Below are 16,095 nucleotides of genomic sequence, written 5' to 3' on the forward strand. Positions count from 1 at the left end.
CCCCGGAGGATTGCCGTCCTGCCGGGGCTTTTCGATGTTTGAAACCTATATGACATCAACTCCCCGGCCGAAGTGTACGTGGCACGCGGGGGAGAGTCCGAGCTTACTTCGGTCACGCTAAGCCAGCAGCAGGTAAGGGACCTGGTGGAACGGATGCTCAAGTCCTCCGGCCGGCGGTTGGATTTGTCGTCGCCGTTCGTTGACGCGTCCTTGCCCGATGGTTCCCGCTTGCACGTGGTCATCCCTGACATCACCAAACGGCACTGGGCAGTCAACATCCGTAAGTTCATTGCCCGGGCCTCGAAACTGGACCATTTGGTGGAACTGGGCTCGCTCTCGCCCGAGGCAGCGCGGTTCCTCTCCGCCGCGGTAGCCAGCGGGCTGAACATCCTGGTCTCCGGAGCAACGCAAGCGGGTAAGACGACGATGCTCAATTGCCTTGCGGCAAGTATCGGCAGCCGCGAGCGCGTGGTGACGGTCGAGGAAATTTTCGAGCTTCAGCTGCCGTTACGCGACGTGGTGGGCCTGCAATGCCGCCAACCGAATCTGGAGGGCGAGGGTGAAATCCCCCTGCGGCGCCTGGTCAAGGAAGCCCTGCGCATGCGGCCGGACCGCCTGATCGTCGGCGAAGTCCGCGAAGCCGAAAGCCTGGACATGCTTATTGCCCTGAACAGCGGCCTGCCAGGGATGTGTACTATCCACGCTAATAGCGCCCATGACGCCATTACAAAGGTGTGCACGCTGCCCCTGTTGGCTGGCGAGAATATCTCCAGTGCCTTCGTCCTGCCGACTGTGGCTTCCTGCATTGATCTGGTCGTCCACTGCACGCGCAGTGCCTCCGGTCAACGGCAGGTTGCCGAAATAGTCTCGCTCGGCCGCCGGGTCGAAAACGGCATTATTGAGACATCCACGCTCTTCAGCCGGCAGAACGGAGATCTGCTGGCAAGCGGTTCGGCCAGTCCGGGAGATGAGAAATTTGCCCGTGCCGGGTACAACGTCATGCAGTTGCTCGGCGGCATGTCATGACTGCTGCCGCAGGTCTTGCAGGTGGATTCGGTCTATTCCTGATCTGGTGGTCGTGCTGGGAGTTGCCGGAACCCCGTCCCAGGCGCCCCTGCGGTCCACGGTTCACCCGTCTGCAGGAGGTCATCAACCAATCGGGTATTGAGAAAGTCTCGGTCAACGGCCTTATCGCCAGTTGCGCCGGAACAGCCGTCTTTACCTTCTTGCTGATCCTGGTGATCACGCAATCGCCTCCGATCGCCGGCTGTTTCGCGCTCTTTGGCGGATGGCTGCCGTTGGTGCTGGTGCGCTGGCGGGCAAAGCGCCGCGTGGCGGCGATGCGCGAAATCTGGCCGGACGTAGTCGATCACCTACGTTCTGCCATTCGTGCCGGACTCTCGTTGCCGGAAGCCCTGGTTCAGCTCGGCATCCGGGGGCCGGTGGAGCTGCGTCCCGCGTTCACTGATTTCGGGGCAGACTACCGCGCCGGCGGGCGCTTCGACCAGTCGTTGGAGCGGCTGAAGGACAGGCTTGCGGATCCCGTGGCGGATCGGATTATCGAAGCCCTCAGAATGACCAGGGAGGTCGGCGGTTCCGACCTGGGGAGGCTGCTGGGTACGCTGGCTGATTTCCTTCGCGACAGTGCCCGTACCCGCAGCGAACTGGAGGCCCGCCAGTCGTGGACAGTCAGCGCAGCCAGGCTGGCCGTCGCCGCACCGTGGATTATCTTGATGCTGCTGGCTACGCGGCCCGAAGCTGTTGCCGCCTATAACTCGACGGCGGGAGCCATGGTGCTGCTCGGCGGTCTTGTCGTGTCTCTGGTCTGTTACCGGCTCATGCTCCGCATCGGCGCCTTGCCCGAAGACGAACGGGTGATGCAATGACCCAGTTGATGACCATGGGTGTCCTCGCGGGTACAGGGCTGGGCACCGGGTTGTGGCTGGTCTTGGCGCGGCTCCCATCCATGCGCAGGACGCGGTTCGTCGACAGGATCGCCCCTCAGTTGAAATCGGTCGACGTCCAGTCCAGGCTGCTGGCTGCAGGACCGGTCAACGTGACTCCGTTCGGTCCCTTGGAGCGCATCATCCGGCCGGTTCTTCTCGACGCCGTTTCCTGGCTCGGAAGATTCAACTTGGGAACGACCGTGCTATCCAAACGCCTGGCGCAGGCCGGCCGCCGCCAAACAGCCGTCGACTTCAGGGCGGAGCAACTGCTGTGGGCGGTCCTCGGACTTGCTATCGGAATTCTGCTGGCGCTGGTGTCCGCGGCAGGGGGAGGACTGGACCCGGTCACCGGCATCGTTCTCACAATCGGTCTCGCCGCGGGTGGATTCCTGCTGCGCGACTACATGTTGACCGTGCAGATACAGCGCCGGGAAACCAAGATGCTGGCGGAATTTCCCAGTCTGGCAGAACTGATGGCGCTCGCCGTCAGCGCGGGGGAGAGCACCACTGGTGCGCTCGAACGTATCTGCCGCAGCGCCCAGGGAGAACTGGCCGACGAATTCGCGACTGTCCTGGCTGATACTAGGTCGGGGACTCCGCTGCTGGCGGCGCTGCAGGACTTTTCGCGGCGGAGCCGGCTGCAGGCCTTGGTGCGGTTCGTGGACGGGATCACCGTGGCAGTTGAAAGGGGTACCCCGCTCGCGGAGGTGCTTCGGGCACAGGCACAGGACGTCAGGGATATGGCCAAACGCAGTCTCATGGAATCGGCGGGCAAAAAGGAGATCGCCATGATGGTTCCGCTCGTGTTCGGTGTCTTGCCCCTCACCGTCCTGTTCGCAGTGTATCCGGGGCTAGCCCTGATCAACCTGGGCTGGTGAAGGTGCAAGCGATGAGAATTCCAACAACGGATCATAGGTAAAGAAGGCGGAAAATGAACAAGTATTTCTTCACTCTGAAAGCTGCTGTACTGCTGTCGATGATGCTGGCGCAGCTCGCCGGTCGGTTCCGGACGGTCGTGTCCGGCGAGGACCCCGAGCGTGGTGATGTGCCCGGGTGGGTCATGATCACACTGATGTCGGCCGTGCTGGTGGCCGGGATCCTCGCCATTGCCAAGCCGGCGCTCGAAGGCCTTTTCAACGATGCCATGGGACGCGTCAGCCAGCCTTGATATGCTCCATCTGATAATGCTGCTGCGCGCTCCGGTCAGACTCCGTTCCGAGCGCGGCTCAGCCGCCGTGGACTTCGTGCTGGTCGGCGGGGTCCTGACGCTGATCTTCGTCTCGATCATGCAGTTGGCTCTTGTTCTGCATGTGCGCAACACTCTGATCGATGCTGCCGGTTCCGGTGCCCGCTACGGCGCTTTGGCAGATCGTGGACCAGAAGACGCCCGCGGCCGCACGGTGTCCCTGATTACCGGTTCCCTTAACTCTGACTATGCCGCGGACGTCCAGGTGGAAGAGATCCAGCGTGGTGGAATCAGGACGCTTCGCGTGACGGTGAAGGCTCCGTTGCCGGCGGTCGGACTCGTGGGTCCTGCAGGCCGATTGGAGGTGGAGGGCCATGCGGCACTGTCGCGGTAGCAAATACCGGCCGTCCAGGTGGCTGGCCGAACTTCGCCGGCGCTTGGCAGCGGTGGCGGGTCCTGATGATCCTGCGGCGCGGGGCAGCGCTGTGGTGGAGTTCGTCTTCCTTGGCGCACTGCTGCTGGTACCTGTGGTCTACTTCGTCATCGCAGTGGCCCAGGTTCAGGGCAGTTCCTTCGCCGTCGTTAGCGCGGCAGACTACGCAGCCAAGGTTTTCGTCGCGGCAGACACTCCTGCAGCCGCTCATGGCCAGGCTGAACAGGCAGCGCTGCTTTCCGTACAGGATTTCGGCTTTGGACCCGGCGATCTCGGGATGGCCATCAGCTGCGGCGGCGGCGCATGCCTCGATCCCGGTTCAACCGTGACCGTAAACGTCTCTCTGGAGGTTCCGTTGCCGCTGACGTCGGGTTTGGACTTGTCCTTCGCCACGGTGACTTCCACCGCGACCCAGATCGTCGAGCGTTACGGATGAAAACGCCGGGAGCCATGCGGCGTCCCGTCCGGGGCCTTACACCAACCGGCCTGACCGGTATCGGGCGGAAGGCGCGGGACGATGACGGGCAGGTAGCGGTACTGATCATCGGATTTGTGATGCTGAGCCTGCTGATACTCACTGTGGTCATGGCTGCGTCCGCCGTGTACGTAGAGCGGAAAAAGTTGCTCTCGGTCGCGGACGGAGCTTCCTTGGCCGCAGCCGACACTTTTGCGTTGGCTGATGTTCAAGGCTCTGCCGGGGCTCCCGTTCCGACCTTGAGCGACGGTACCGTTTACAGCGCCGTCCAACGCTACCTTGCGGACACCGGTGCTGCGGGCAGATTCACCGGCCTGTCCATCAGTCCCGGCACCGGCTCGCCTGAGAGCCGGACTGCCCACGTTGTCCTGTCCGCCGTAGTGCACCCCCCGATGGTGAATTTCCTGGTTCCGGACGGAGTGCTGATCACCGTGTCCAGTGATGCCCGTTCGGAGTTGCGCCGCTGAGACGCGGGTGCCAGCGCCGGGCGGATGCTTAGCGGCAGGAAGCGCAAGGGTGTTCCCACCATGGCGTAGGCTTGGAGAACCATGGCTGAGATCGATTTTCCCGCAGAAATCCGCGCCCTGCGCGCCACATATGACTCCATCGAGGCAGTCACCGATGTCGAAACTATCCGCAAGGACATCGCTGAGCTGAGCGAGCAGGCCGGAGTGCCCGATCTCTGGGACGATCCCGCCGCAGCCCAGCAGATCACCTCCAAGCTCTCGCACCGCCAGTCCGATCTTGAGCGGCTGGAAAAACTCGAGGCAAGGATCGACGACCTGGAGGTGCTCGTTGAGCTGGGCCAGGGCGAGGACGATGCCGACTCCATGACGGAGGCAGCCAATGAGCTGGCGGCATTGAAAAAGGCGCTCGCCCAGCTCGAAGTCGTTACCTTGCTCTCGGGCGAGTACGACGAGCGGGAAGCCGTTGTCACCATCCGCGCTGGTGCCGGCGGTGTTGACGCAGCGGATTTCGCGGAAATGCTCATGCGCTTATATCTGCGCTGGGCAGAGCGCCACGGGTACGCCACGTCGGTACTGGACACCTCCTATGCCGAGGAAGCAGGGCTGAAGTCGGCGACGTTCGAAGTCAAAGCGCCTTACGCCTTTGGTACCTTATCTGTCGAAGCAGGCACCCATCGTCTGGTGCGGATCAGTCCTTTCGACAACCAAGGCCGGCGCCAGACGTCCTTTGCCGCGGTCGAGGTAATCCCGCTGATCGAGCAGACGGACTCCATCGATATTCCGGACAACGAGATCAAGGTTGACGTTTTCCGCTCCTCCGGGCCGGGCGGGCAATCGGTGAACACAACCGACTCGGCCGTGCGGCTGACGCATCTTCCCACCGGCATCGTCGTCTCGATGCAGAACGAGAAATCACAGATCCAGAACCGCGCCGCCGCGCTTCGGGTGTTGCAATCCCGGCTGCTGCTGCTGAAAAAGGAGCAGCAAAACGCGGAGAAGAAAGCCCTTGCCGGGGACGTGAAGGCCTCTTGGGGCGACCAGATGCGTTCCTACGTGCTCAACCCGTACCAGATGGTCAAAGACCTGCGTACGGAACACGAAGTCGGCAATACCTCTGCCGTATTCGACGGAGAGATCGATGACTTTATCGACGCCGGTATCCGCTGGCGCGCGAACACGCGAAACGCGGCGGAATAGGTCCGGCCGCACTACGACTTACCGCTAAGAAACTCGGGCCCCACAAGTGGCGGCCCGTTTTTTCTTGCTTCCCGGTGCTTTAGATCGTACGTCCGTGACCTGCTTGGAAGGATATGCGGATCATCACCCGACCTGGCACGCATTGTCCGCCTGCTATGACACCATGGCGAGGACGCCTCGGACTCTGAATCGTGGAGTGGAGCTGCTGCCGCGCTCGAGCACCTGGCTGTTCCCACAGCGCTCCTGCGAGCTCCTGCGGGCTGATAGATGGTATGCCGCCCTCTACACAGCGGATTACCTGCGTTCCTGGGCCGGCAGGTTTTCGGCGCTGAGGGTGCACACCGTGGATGACGTGAATCACTATACAATCGTGATGGAACCGCGAGGTGCCGGCGCTGTTGCTGCGGCCGTCCGGCCCGCCCTTGCTGCAGCGACGGCGAACGCGACGGGCGATGGTGCTCGCTGAACGCTGTCGGCTTCCTGCCGATGGCCTTGCCTGAACGACACGCCCGTAAGGGCCTGCAGGTAAATTCCAAGGCGTACTGCATATAGTCAGAACGCCGATGATTTTTCCTTCAACCATAGGCCCGAGCCATCGGCAGCTGTATTTGGGCACGAAGTAGTCATGATTAGATTCGACAACGTCACTAAGATTTACGACCAGAACACGCGACCCGCTCTGGACAAGGTCAGCCTTGAAGTGGACCGCGGGGATTTTGCGTTCCTGGTCGGAGCCTCCGGGTCTGGGAAGTCCACCTTCATCCGGCTGGTCCTCAAGGAGGATCGGGCTACCCGAGGCTCTGTGTACGTGGCTGGCCAGAACGTGGCCAACATTCCCAGCTGGCGGGTGCCCAAGTTGCGCCGCGGCATCGGCGTTGTTTTCCAGGATTTCCGGCTGCTGCCGAATAAAACCGTGGCCGGCAACGTAGCCTTCGCCATGCAGGTGATCGGCAAGAGCCGGGCGATGATCCGCGAGACGGTTCCCGAAGTACTCAAGACGGTCGGTCTGGAAGGCAAGGACCACCGGATGCCCCATGAGCTCTCCGGCGGCGAACAGCAACGTGTGGCTATTGCCCGGGCGATCGTGAATAAGCCGGGTATCCTGCTGGCCGACGAGCCGACCGGAAACCTTGATCCCACCACCTCGATGGGCATCATGAAGGTCCTGGACCGCATCAATCAAAACGGCACCACCGTGGTCATGGCCACGCACGACAATGTGATCGTGAACGACATGCGCAAACGGGTGATCGAACTGGTCGACGGCGTACTGGTCCGTGACGAAGCCGAAGGCATCTACATCGGCGCCCTAGGTGATAGCAAATGAGACTCGCATTCATTCTCGGTGAAATTGGTTCGGGGTTGCGCCGGAACCTTTCCATGGTCGTCTCCGTCATCCTGGTGACTTTCATTTCTCTGACATTCGTCGGTGCCGCCGGCATGCTCCAGCTACAGATCAACCAGATGAAGGGCTACTGGTACGACAAGGTCCAGGTCGCGGTCTTCCTTTGCGTCGATACGTCGACGGCGGCCAGCTGCGCCTCCGGGCCGGTCACTGACGAGCAGCGGGCGGAAATCAAAAACACGCTTGACTCGCCTGCTGTCGCTCAGTACGTGGACACCTACCTGTACGAGTCGCAAGAGGACGCGTTGGGACACTTCCGCGACCAGTTCGCAAACTCGCCGATTGTAGATTCCGTAACGGCGGATCAGCTGCCGGAGTCCTTCCGTGTCAGCCTCGTGGACCCGGAAAAGTACGAGGTTATTAACGAGATCTTCTCCTCGTTGCCCGGCGTCGAAGTCGTTGTAGACCAGCGGGAGATCCTGGAACGGGTCTTCAGCGTGATGAATATAGCCTCACTCGTGGCGGTCAGTATCGCCGCCATAATGATTGTCTGTGCAATCCTGCTGATCGCGACGACCATCCGTCTCTCGGCGTTTAGCCGACGTCGCGAGACGGGCATCATGCGTCTGGTAGGAGCTTCGAAGGCGGTGATCCAGCTGCCGTTTGTGCTGGAAGGCGTCATTGCCGCGGTCATCGGCGCGCTGCTGGCCTCGGTCACGTTGTGGGCAGTGGCGCGGTTCTTTATCGGCGACTGGCTTGCACAGCAATATCCGGATACGGCCTTCATATCGGAGGGATCGGTGCTCCTGATCGCACCTGCGCTGATCCTGCTCGGTACCGTGCTGGCAGGAATTTCCTCTCTTCTTACCCTCCGACGCTATTTGAAGGTCTAGAATCATGTCTACTGAGCAGAACAACAGGTTGGGGAACCGGACAGTGAACCGTTTACACGCGGGTAGGAAGTCGTGTCTGCCGCAGGGGATTATCAGCGCCGCGCTGGCCGCCTTCTTGGCGTTTTCCCTCGGCACCGCAGGTCCGGTACAAGCGGATCAGCTGGACGATCGCAAAGAAGCGCTCGAGCAGGAAATGGCCGAAGTTGAGCATTCCCTGGAGTTCCTGGACGCCGACATCATAGAGACGGTCAAGCAGCTCAAGGAGTACCAGAGCCAGTTGCCCGCGGCCCAGCAGAAACTGGCAGATGCGCAGGGGCGGGTCGAGGAAGCGGCGAACAAGGTCGCCGCTCTGGCCCAACGCGTGGACATGGCGTTGCAGACCAAGGACAACATCAATAAGCAGCTCGATGACGACAAGGAAGAGCTCGCGGAAACCCGGGAGATCATAGGTCAGATCGCCACCCAGGCCTACAAGCAGGGCGGAGTTCCGTCTAACCTGACCCTCTTCTTTGGCTCGGAGGGCGACTCTGGCCTGGCCGATACCATCGGTCTGGCGGACCAGGCCCTGCGCAGCCAGAACGCTGCATTGAACAAGCTTTCCCAGCAGAACGCCACGAACGTGAACTCGAAGGCCCGTCTTGAGGCGGTCGAGGAAGAAATCCGGGACCTCAAGCAGCAGGCCGAAGAGGCATTGGCTGCCGAGCAGACAGCCCGCGATGAGGCTGCAGCGGAGAAGGAGAAGGTGGACGCATTGATCGCGGATACCTCCGCCCTTTCGGATAAACTGCAGGCCCAGAAACCGAAGATCCAGCAGCAGCTGGCTGAGGTTGAAGAGCAGCACCAGCAAGTGCAGGCCGATATCGCCGAACGGCAGGAAAGGCTCCGACGCGAAGCCGAAGAACGCCGCAAGAAGGAAGAAGCCGAGCGTAAGGCGGCCCAAGCGGCCTGGGAGAAGGAACAAGCGCGGATCAAGGCCGCGAAGGCGGCTGCCGCGGCAGCCAACCAGCCGGTCCCGCAGATTGTCCCCACCGTCGAACCGCCGCCCGCCGCGCCGAGCCAGTCGTCCTCGTTCGGTCTGGCCTCGCCGGTGTCCGGTCCGGTGACCTCCGGATACGGATGGAGGGCTACACCGGCAGGGACGATCGATTTTGGCGGTTCCGGCGGTTACATGCACACCGGACTGGACTATGGGTCAGCCTGCGGGACCCCGGTGCGCGCGCCTGCCAGCGGCGAAGTTTGGACATCCGGGTGGGGCGGTGCCGCCGGAAACATGGTGGTGATCAGCCACGGGGTAGTTTCCGGCAGTGCCTTGGCGACGAATTACTTCCACTTAACGCGGTCCGCGGTGTCCGTTGGCCAGAGGGTCAGCCAAGGGGATGTCATCGGTTACGTTGGAACAACCGGCAACTCGACCGGATGCCATCTACACTTTGAAACGATCCTGAACGGCTCGCTGGTCAACCCTATGGGTCTGCTGTAGCCAACGAGGGATTTGTCCCGCGCCGGTATACTAGATGTTTCCACCTAAGAGGATTTGAACCAGAAGGAGTCGCCCCGTGCCCAGGGAAAGTGGCCGGAAGGTAGTGGCCACCAATCGCAAGGCCCGGCATGACTATCACATTATGGATACCTTTGAGGCCGGCATGGCGCTCATGGGTACCGAGGTCAAATCGCTGCGCGAGGGCAGAGCATCCCTAGTAGACGGATTTTGCGTTTTCTATAACGATGAGCTGTATCTGGAAGCCGTCTATATCCCGGAGTATCTCAATGGCAGCTGGACCAATCACTCTGCCCGGCGTCGGCGGAAACTCCTGCTGCACCGCGAAGAGCTGAACAAGATCTCGCACAAGATCCGCGAATCCGGCTTCACAATTGTGCCGCTTCAGCTTTACTTCAATGATGGCCGGGCCAAGGTCGAAATTGCGATCGCCCGAGGCAAGAAGGACTACGACAAGCGTCAGACATTGCGCGAACAGCAGGACAAGCGCGAAGCGCTGCGTGTCATGCGTGAGCGCAACCGCCGTTCTGCCTGATCGGCGTTCATCAGGGAGCGTGCCCTGGTAGCTTCGGTATCTGTGACGACCGCTGGCGTGTTGCCCGGATCGAAGGTGGATCCGATGCCGGCCGCCAAGAACCAAGCTGAGTAGCGGCCCCTGCCAGGTCCCTCCGCAGGGACAGCCGGGCACGGATCTGTGGCCCCCAGACGGGGCCGTCCTGTAGCAGGATCCATCAGCAGAATTTCTTCTTCGATCCCGAACGCAAGCATGAGAAGCTCCTGGGCTCAGCGAGGCGGCCGACGCGGTCACGGCGGCCGCTGACGAGCTTAAATACAGCGCAAATCTGCCCGCGGCCGGAAGGCCACATGACATCAGGGACCTAGGGGAATACATTCGCAGATGTTGTGGTTAGAATAGATAGTCCGGTGTGAACCGGTTTGGTAATTCAATATGGGGATGACAGGTTTCGACGATGTTAGTCGCGCCAGGAGAAGCGGGCCGAGGATGCAGGGCTATCTCGTTAACGCTCTCTGCAAAAAAATAACTGCTGATTCTAAACAGCACGACTTCGCTCTCGCTGCCTAAGCAGCGGGCATAGTCCGTCAGCCCGGGTACGCTCTCGACCCGGCTTCTGGCGTCATTTAGAGGGCCACTGCTGGACACTTTCGCCGTTGGAGTGTCCGGGACTTTTAGACGGCTGGGCCTGGGTCAGCCACTTGTTTGCAGGATGGCTGGGGCCGAGAAATCCCGAAGCAAACTGCGCCCGGAGAAGTCCTGGCAACGCAACATCGGACGGGGGTTCAATTCCCCCCATCTCCACCAACGGAAACAGGCCGGAGGCGTAACGCTTCCGGCCTGTTTGTCGTTTAAGCGTGTTGGCCGCTGATCAGGACGGCGTCAGGAACCTTCTACAGGATCCTCGACTATGCCGATGAAGCGGCTGCCCACACCATCGAATTCGCTCCGGCGCATGCCGGCCCCGAGTTCGGGCAACTCTTGTGGATCATGGAATTCGCAGATGACATAGGTGAACTCAGGCCACCATTTCTTTGGCCGTGCTGCCTCCGAAAAGCCGCAGACATAGCACCGCAATTCAACCCATACCGGTCGCTTGCCTGTGCGGTTGGCGCGGGACTGTAGCAGCCACTGTGGCGGATTTGCCACAATCTCGGCGAGGTCCTCTTCGGTAAGCCGCGAAGGTATACCGTGCCGCCGCGCCATCTCAAGCGGAATGTCAAGGGCCAGGGCTGCATCTCGTCTGGTAATCATCGTCATCAACAATAGGCCAACGCCGCCACTAGCGCCGATTCGAAACAATCCGCGGAACACGCTGATCCCGGTAGGGTCGGTTCCAGAGCGATCACGATACGCCGGTGGCAGTGGGGAATCTCGATTTCCCGGGCAGGGTTGCCGCTGTAGCGGCCCCCGGCAGGAACCTTGCTGCTCTTCATGAGGAACGCGTCGGCGTCCAATACGGAACCGTCATGCATGGTCACGCCGTAGTGCACGAAACCGCCCACTCCGACCATGACATCCGAGCTGAGCGTCGTTGCGCCGCGTCTACGGATTTCCCAGCCGAAAGTCCTGCGGATAGCCAGAACGGCAGCATCGAGCAGTTCGGAGCGTGTCAGCACGCTCAGTTTGAAGTCATAGGTGGAATGAGGCTGATGGGGATCTCCGCCTCCGCCAGTGCTCTGAAGAACCGGTAGGAAATTTCCGGGCCGAGCCGCATCCCAGAGCCGGTTGGGGAGAGCATGCCCATACGCTCGTCGCAGTGCAGGGGGCTGAAGCCTATGGTCTGTGCTGCTGCTTGGGAGGGCATTGCACGCTGCCGTCGCCTCGGCCGCCGGCAGCGCCAGGGACATATCCGTGCAGCCGGTACGGCCGCGACACTCTGGGCAACCATGTCGGCGCTGGCGCCAACGGCAGACTGGGCGGCGATGATCTGGGCGGCCTTGCCCGGAATTTCCGGAACCGATTCCACCGGATACTGGCCGTGCTGTTTTCGTATGCGACGGCGGAAATAACCGGGCACTCGGTGAAGCGAGCACACTCCGCGCAGCGGGCTTGGAGTACCTTCGCACCGCAGGCAGCGAGTTCCAGCATTTCGGCACTTGAGATTACGTCGATCTTCCGGGCGTCGGCACGATCCGGAGGTCGGCGCTGTACACGCCGTCGACATCCGTGTAGATCTCGCACACGCTGGCGCCGAGGGCGGCGGCCAGCACAATGGGGGTGAGGTCGGAACCGCCTCGACCCCAGGTCGTAGTTTCCTTGGACTTCAGTCCCTTGCCCTGGAAACCAGCCACAAGGGGTATTTCCCCGCGGCGCAGGACCGTGCGGAGCCGCCGCCGGTCGACGTCGACGATATGGGCCTTGCCGAGGGCCGGTTGTCGTTCCATGACGCCTCCTAGGTGACAGCTTCAGTTGAGTGCAGCGGCTGTAATCTTTCGTTACTGCCGCACTAACGAAACTCCGCCGTTCCGGGGTGGAACCTTGGGCTTTCCTGAAACCGATTGCACAATTCATTGACACTGCCGCGCGCATTAGCGATCCTGAAGACTCCAAGCGGTGGGGCCCGCGAGGAGAGCCGGCCGGAGGGTCCGGCTGGCTCTGTGGGGAGTGGACTGTGGGGATCACTGCGATATGGCTACCGATCAACCTTGGGATTTGCGGCTTGTGGGGGGCTGGCAACTGCATCGCGGGGGTCCGCCTGTGAAGGTAGCACTGCGCCAGCAGCGCCTTATTGCGGCCTTGGCAATGTACGGCAGGCAGTCCCGTACTTTTTTGGCCGGATTGCTGTGGCCGGACAGCTCCGAGCATCAGGCAGCGGGCAGTCTTCGGGAGAGTGTTTTCCTAGTTAATCGGACATTGCCGCAGCTCCTGTCATCGACTCAGGATTCGCTGGACTTGGACGAGCACGTCAGCGTTGACGTCCGCGATCTCAGGGCGCAGGCAGCCCGCCTGGAGGAACATGCCAATCCCGGCCTCCAGCAGAGCCTGTTGCATGCGGTGCAGGATGCTGAATTGTTGCCGGGCTGGTACGAAGACTGGGTCATCTCCGAGCAGGAGAGGTGGCAGCGACTGCGGCTGTCGGTGCTTGAACGGCTGGCCAAGCAGTTTCTGCTGTTGGGCAGGATCGATCCGGCGATGGAAGCGGCACGCGCAGCGACGACCATAGAGCCCCTACGCGAGAGTGCACAGCGGTTACTGCTCCAGTGCTACCTGGCGGAGGGAAACAATGCGGAAGCCCTGCGGGCCTACCAGTCCTTCCGGATCAGGCTGCGCCAGGAATTCGGTGTTGCCCCCTCGGCTATCATTTCGGACTTGATCAGTTCGCTTTTGGAGGGATCGGATGGCGAGCAGCAGTTAGGGCGGAGCGGGGGTCGCGGATAGCACAGCCGTTCAGGCCTCGGCGGTCAACGAATCAGCGTAGAGGTCCATCAGCGCCGGCATTCCGCCAGCGGCCATGACCCGCCGTTGGCGTTCGGCCCCGATGCCGTTGGTCCATAAACGCTTCAGGGAAGCGTCCACCCACTCAGCGTCGCCGGCTTCCTCAAGGGCAGGCCGGATGCGCCGAACCAGCAGGTTGACCACATCGCGTGCGGGCAGGAGGAGTCCGGAGAACGGGTCTATCAGCTTATCGGCCAGCCCTTGCCGTCCGGCTTGCCAGACAGCCGCATCGAGCAGTTCGGCGTCGAGATCGGGAAAGTCCTTGCCAGCCTGCGCTTCGGCGAGGGCCGTGACCACCAGACCACGGATCAGGGCGGCGATGAGGACTGCGTCCTGGGCCTCCAGCTGTACGTCGGCCGCCCTCACTTCCAAGGTGGGGTAGCGGTCGGAAAGGCGTGCCAGCCAGGTAAGGACGCCGCGATCGATAACCACTCCGGTGTCCACCAGCCGCTGGATCCGCCGCTCGTAATCGGCGGCATCAGCGAACCGCGGCGGACAGCCCTGGACCGGCCAACGGCGGTAGTGCACAATCCGCCAGCTGGCGAACCCGCTGTCGCGGTCCAGCCAGAACGGGGAATTCGCGCTCAGTGCCACGATGACGGGCAGCCAGGGCCGGACCCGGTTCAGAGCCTGCACACCCGACTCCTTGTCGGGGACGGAGACATGGACGTGTTGGCCGTTGACGAACTGGTCCGCGACAATCCCCTTGGCGCTGGCCTTGAGGTCATGGTAGCGCCGCTTGTCTGTCACCTCCGGGTAGTCTTCGCGGATCCGTGCAGCAGTGCCGGTGGCCGCGGCGCGGACGCCCGCCTTCCGTGCTGCGGTGTCCAGCTGGCGGCGGAAGTTCAGCAGCGATTCTTCGGCCTCGGTCAGCGTTGAGCAAACGGCCGTGGCGGTCTCGATTTGGCAATTGAGCAGCTCCCGCTGGATATCCCCGCGGGCCACCTGCAGGGACTCCAGGTTCTGGGCCACCTTGTCTGCGACTGCCTCTGGCAGTCCCGTGACCGGATTGAGCAGCAGGTACTCTTCCTCAATTCCCAGCGTTGCCATTAAGCGCCCTTCCCTGGCCTGAAGCGGACAAACTTGAGCTTACCCAAATAATCAGTGTGCTGATGACAGCCCTCTCATCTGAACAGCAGCAGTCCCAGTGCCGCCGCTCCCAGACCCAGGGACAGGTTGGCAGCAAGATTGACGACGGCGCCAACCGGCCGCCGTTCTGCCCACAGTCTTACGGTGGCAACCGTCCAGGAGCTGAACGTGGTGAGGCCTCCGGCCAGTCCAGTCGCCACCGAAGTACTCCATGGCTCCGCCAGCGAATTCTGTGCGGTCACTGAACAGGCCAGCCCGATGATGAACGAGCCGACCACGTTGACCAGCAAGGTTGACCAGGGCCAGGCTGTACGCGCCGTCCCGGAGGCAGCGGCACGGCTGAACAGGGTATCAGCGGCGAATCTTGCCAGCGCCCCTGCCATGCCGAAGACACCTACCAGCAGCGCGGCCAAAGCCGTCACGATTGTCCACCCGCTAACCCGGCCGAGCGCCTGCCGAGCACGTGGCCGAGTACCAAACCGGCCACGGCTGCGGCGAGCCCGGCAGCGAGGGACAGGCCCAGATACGCCATCCACACATGGTGACTGCCGGCAGCGGCGAGTTGGTCGATGGCGATGACCACTGCCGAAAAGGTGGTGAAGGAGCCGAGCAGCCCAGGGCCGAGGCCGGCTTGGAGCCAGGACGGAGCGGCCGCCCGTTCCGCCCAGAAGGAGGTGAGCAGCCCCAGCAGGAGGCTGCCCGCGATATTGATGGCCAGGGTGGTCCAGGGGAGACCGCCGCCGTCTTCGGGAAAGACCAGTCCCAGGCCGTAGCGCGCCTCGGTGCCGAGCAGTCCGCCAACAGCCACGGCCATCCATGCGGTGGCAGGCGGCAGCGGAGGTTTCCCCGACCGCTCGAGGTGCGCCCCCGGCGTCGTTCTCATGTGGCGAGTGCGCAGCCGGCGTGCGGTTTGTCGCTGAAAACCCACAGTGCCGATGCGGCCTCATCGCCCAGGTCCAGCTCCCGGTCCCGCCCGGCGGTGCCGACGCGGACTACCACGGGGCCGCCGAACGGCTTTCGGCCAATGACCTCCACATGGTCATCCAGGCCGATGTCCTCGGCGCTGAGGAACCTCAGGAGTGCTGGGTTCGAGTCGCTGATGCGGGTGATCCGGCCCGTATGGCCAGCATCCAAAATCGCCAGCTGGTGCGCCTGCGGGATGTCCACGGTGCCGTGCGCATCCGGAATCGGATCGCCGTGCGGGTCGCGGTGGGGATAGCCGAGTTTGGCTGACAGCCGCTCGATGAAAGTGTCCGAAACGGTGTGCTCGAGCAGTTCGGCCTCGTCGTGGACCTCGTCCCAGGCATAGTCGAGTTCCTGGACCAGGAAAGTCTCCAGCAGCCGGTGCCGGCGGACCATGGCCAGAGCAAGCCGGCGGCCCTCGTCGCTCAGTTCCACGGCACTGTACGGCTCGTGGATGGCGAGGCCAAGCTCGACGAGCTTGCGCACCATCTCCGACACCGAGGAGTTGGCGACGCCCAGCCTGTTGGCCAGCTGGGACGAGCTGATGGGTTCGTCCTGCCACTCGGTGAAGGAGTAGATCACCTTGACGTAGTCCTGGACACTGGCGGAGCCGCTGCTAAGGGCGGGACTGTGCTTGTTAGGAGGCATCTT

Annotated in this window: 19 protein-coding genes, 1 other RNA gene and 1 pseudogene; 14 read left to right on the forward strand and 7 right to left on the reverse strand. The window is 62.3% G+C overall.

The window, feature by feature from the left end:
• Nucleotides 1-54: 54 nt before the first annotated feature.
• From HGO92_RS09665 to ssrA, 13 genes and pseudogenes are all read left to right on the forward strand, one after another.
• A pseudogene (locus HGO92_RS09665) lies at nt 55-1,026 on the forward strand (TadA family conjugal transfer-associated ATPase); the annotation flags it as partial.
• The gene (locus HGO92_RS09670; protein WP_169994191.1) at nt 1,023-1,886 is read left to right on the forward strand and encodes a type II secretion system F family protein; all 864 of its coding nucleotides are present in this window, start codon (nt 1,023-1,025) and stop codon (nt 1,884-1,886) included. The pseudogene HGO92_RS09665 and the gene HGO92_RS09670, both read left to right, overlap by 4 nt.
• A complete protein-coding gene (locus HGO92_RS09675; RefSeq protein WP_169994193.1) occupies nt 1,883-2,824 on the forward strand; it encodes a type II secretion system F family protein in 942 nt (313 codons plus the stop codon). Before HGO92_RS09670 ends, HGO92_RS09675 begins: the two co-directional genes overlap by 4 nt.
• Nucleotides 2,825-2,922: 98 nt before the next feature.
• On the forward strand, nt 2,923-3,114 hold the full coding sequence (locus HGO92_RS09680) for a hypothetical protein (protein ID WP_240974549.1): 192 nt from the start codon (nt 2,923-2,925) through the stop codon (nt 3,112-3,114).
• Between the two features lies 1 nt (nt 3,115).
• On the forward strand, nt 3,116-3,526 hold the full coding sequence (locus HGO92_RS09685) for a TadE/TadG family type IV pilus assembly protein (protein ID WP_169994199.1): 411 nt from the start codon (nt 3,116-3,118) through the stop codon (nt 3,524-3,526).
• Between the two features lie 52 nt (nt 3,527-3,578).
• Nucleotides 3,579-4,001 carry a hypothetical protein gene (locus HGO92_RS09690; protein WP_346768904.1) on the forward strand — a complete coding sequence of 141 codons (423 nt, stop codon included), beginning with the start codon at nt 3,579-3,581 and terminating at the stop codon, nt 3,999-4,001.
• A complete protein-coding gene (locus HGO92_RS09695) occupies nt 3,998-4,507 on the forward strand; it encodes a pilus assembly protein TadG-related protein (protein ID WP_346768905.1) in 510 nt (169 codons plus the stop codon). Before HGO92_RS09690 ends, HGO92_RS09695 begins: the two co-directional genes overlap by 4 nt.
• An 81-nt stretch (nt 4,508-4,588) precedes the next feature.
• The gene (prfB, locus tag HGO92_RS09700; RefSeq protein WP_169994205.1) at nt 4,589-5,704 is read left to right on the forward strand and encodes a peptide chain release factor 2; all 1,116 of its coding nucleotides are present in this window, start codon (nt 4,589-4,591) and stop codon (nt 5,702-5,704) included.
• A 625-nt stretch (nt 5,705-6,329) separates the two neighbouring features.
• Nucleotides 6,330-7,031, forward strand: a complete 702-nt coding sequence (gene ftsE / locus HGO92_RS09705) for a cell division ATP-binding protein FtsE (protein ID WP_169994208.1) — start codon at nt 6,330-6,332, stop codon at nt 7,029-7,031.
• Nucleotides 7,028-7,942: a permease-like cell division protein FtsX gene (gene ftsX / locus HGO92_RS09710; protein WP_169994210.1), complete on the forward strand. Its 915-nt coding sequence runs from the start codon at nt 7,028-7,030 to the stop codon at nt 7,940-7,942. Before ftsE ends, ftsX begins: the two co-directional genes overlap by 4 nt.
• Before the next feature lie 4 nt (nt 7,943-7,946).
• Complete coding sequence (locus HGO92_RS09715; RefSeq protein ID WP_169994212.1) at nt 7,947-9,422, forward strand: M23 family metallopeptidase; 1,476 nt, start codon at nt 7,947-7,949, stop codon at nt 9,420-9,422.
• 76 nt (nt 9,423-9,498) lie between these two features.
• A complete protein-coding gene (gene smpB / locus HGO92_RS09720; RefSeq protein WP_169994215.1) occupies nt 9,499-9,975 on the forward strand; it encodes an SsrA-binding protein SmpB in 477 nt (158 codons plus the stop codon).
• Between the two features lie 416 nt (nt 9,976-10,391).
• Nucleotides 10,392-10,761, forward strand: a transfer-messenger RNA (tmRNA) gene (gene ssrA / locus HGO92_RS09725).
• 75 nt (nt 10,762-10,836) lie between these two features.
• Here the strand turns inward: ssrA and HGO92_RS09730 are convergent.
• The 3 genes from HGO92_RS09730 to HGO92_RS09740 all read right to left on the reverse strand — a co-directional run bounded on the left by HGO92_RS09730 (nt 10,837) and on the right by HGO92_RS09740 (nt 12,341).
• Entirely contained in the window at nt 10,837-11,208 is a 372-nt protein-coding gene (locus tag HGO92_RS09730; RefSeq protein WP_169994447.1) for a hypothetical protein, read from the reverse strand.
• Between the two features lie 5 nt (nt 11,209-11,213).
• Entirely contained in the window at nt 11,214-11,573 is a 360-nt protein-coding gene (locus HGO92_RS09735; RefSeq protein WP_169993752.1) for a hypothetical protein, read from the reverse strand.
• A gap of 486 nt (nt 11,574-12,059) precedes the next feature.
• Nucleotides 12,060-12,341, reverse strand: a complete 282-nt coding sequence (locus HGO92_RS09740) for an amino acid kinase family protein (RefSeq protein ID WP_169994218.1) — start codon at nt 12,339-12,341, stop codon at nt 12,060-12,062.
• A gap of 508 nt (nt 12,342-12,849) precedes the next feature.
• On the opposite strand from HGO92_RS09740, the gene HGO92_RS09745 reads away from it, so the two are divergent.
• Nucleotides 12,850-13,335, forward strand: coding sequence for an AfsR/SARP family transcriptional regulator (locus tag HGO92_RS09745; protein WP_169994221.1), 486 nt, complete (start codon nt 12,850-12,852; stop codon nt 13,333-13,335).
• Between the two features lie 9 nt (nt 13,336-13,344).
• Here the strand turns inward: HGO92_RS09745 and HGO92_RS09750 are convergent, their stop codons facing one another.
• From HGO92_RS09750 to HGO92_RS09765, 4 genes are all read right to left on the reverse strand, one after another.
• Nucleotides 13,345-14,442, reverse strand: a complete 1,098-nt coding sequence (locus HGO92_RS09750) for a carboxylate-amine ligase (protein ID WP_169994224.1) — start codon at nt 14,440-14,442, stop codon at nt 13,345-13,347.
• 74 nt (nt 14,443-14,516) lie between these two features.
• On the reverse strand, nt 14,517-14,903 hold the full coding sequence (locus HGO92_RS09755) for a fluoride efflux transporter FluC (protein WP_346768906.1): 387 nt from the start codon (nt 14,901-14,903) through the stop codon (nt 14,517-14,519).
• Complete coding sequence (locus HGO92_RS09760; protein ID WP_169994227.1) at nt 14,900-15,364, reverse strand: fluoride efflux transporter FluC; 465 nt, start codon at nt 15,362-15,364, stop codon at nt 14,900-14,902. Before HGO92_RS09760 ends, HGO92_RS09755 begins: the two co-directional genes overlap by 4 nt.
• Nucleotides 15,361-16,092 (reverse strand): metal-dependent transcriptional regulator, encoded by a 732-nt coding sequence (locus HGO92_RS09765; RefSeq protein ID WP_169994230.1) that lies wholly within the window; start codon nt 16,090-16,092, stop codon nt 15,361-15,363. The genes HGO92_RS09760 and HGO92_RS09765 overlap by 4 nt, the downstream gene beginning before the upstream one ends.
• Nucleotides 16,093-16,095: the final 3 nt, after the last annotated feature.

Origin of the sequence: Crystallibacter degradans (assembly GCF_012952295.1) — a bacterium.
Lineage (GTDB): Bacteria > Actinomycetota > Actinomycetes > Actinomycetales > Micrococcaceae > Crystallibacter > Crystallibacter degradans.

Excerpts from the sequence above, each read along its gene's own strand:
- HGO92_RS09670 (WP_169994191.1), top strand. The coding sequence starts at position 1,023 with ATGACTGCTGCCGCAGGTCTTGCAGGTGGATTCGGTCTATTCCTGATC.
- HGO92_RS09675 (WP_169994193.1), top strand. The coding sequence starts at position 1,883 with ATGACCCAGTTGATGACCATGGGTGTCCTCGCGGGTACAGGGCTGGGC.
- HGO92_RS09680 (WP_240974549.1), top strand. The coding sequence starts at position 2,923 with ATGATGCTGGCGCAGCTCGCCGGTCGGTTCCGGACGGTCGTGTCCGGC.
- HGO92_RS09685 (WP_169994199.1), top strand. The coding sequence starts at position 3,116 with ATGCTCCATCTGATAATGCTGCTGCGCGCTCCGGTCAGACTCCGTTCC.
- HGO92_RS09695 (WP_346768905.1), top strand. The coding sequence starts at position 3,998 with ATGAAAACGCCGGGAGCCATGCGGCGTCCCGTCCGGGGCCTTACACCA.
- prfB (WP_169994205.1), top strand. The coding sequence starts at position 4,589 with ATGGCTGAGATCGATTTTCCCGCAGAAATCCGCGCCCTGCGCGCCACA.
- ftsE (WP_169994208.1), top strand. The coding sequence starts at position 6,330 with ATGATTAGATTCGACAACGTCACTAAGATTTACGACCAGAACACGCGA.
- ftsX (WP_169994210.1), top strand. The coding sequence starts at position 7,028 with ATGAGACTCGCATTCATTCTCGGTGAAATTGGTTCGGGGTTGCGCCGG.
- HGO92_RS09715 (WP_169994212.1), top strand. The coding sequence starts at position 7,947 with ATGTCTACTGAGCAGAACAACAGGTTGGGGAACCGGACAGTGAACCGT.
- HGO92_RS09730 (WP_169994447.1), bottom strand. The coding sequence starts at position 11,208 with ATGATTACCAGACGAGATGCAGCCCTGGCCCTTGACATTCCGCTTGAG.
- HGO92_RS09740 (WP_169994218.1), bottom strand. The coding sequence starts at position 12,341 with ATGGAACGACAACCGGCCCTCGGCAAGGCCCATATCGTCGACGTCGAC.
- HGO92_RS09750 (WP_169994224.1), bottom strand. The coding sequence starts at position 14,442 with ATGGCAACGCTGGGAATTGAGGAAGAGTACCTGCTGCTCAATCCGGTC.
- HGO92_RS09760 (WP_169994227.1), bottom strand. The coding sequence starts at position 15,364 with ATGAGAACGACGCCGGGGGCGCACCTCGAGCGGTCGGGGAAACCTCCG.
- HGO92_RS09765 (WP_169994230.1), bottom strand. The coding sequence starts at position 16,092 with ATGCCTCCTAACAAGCACAGTCCCGCCCTTAGCAGCGGCTCCGCCAGT.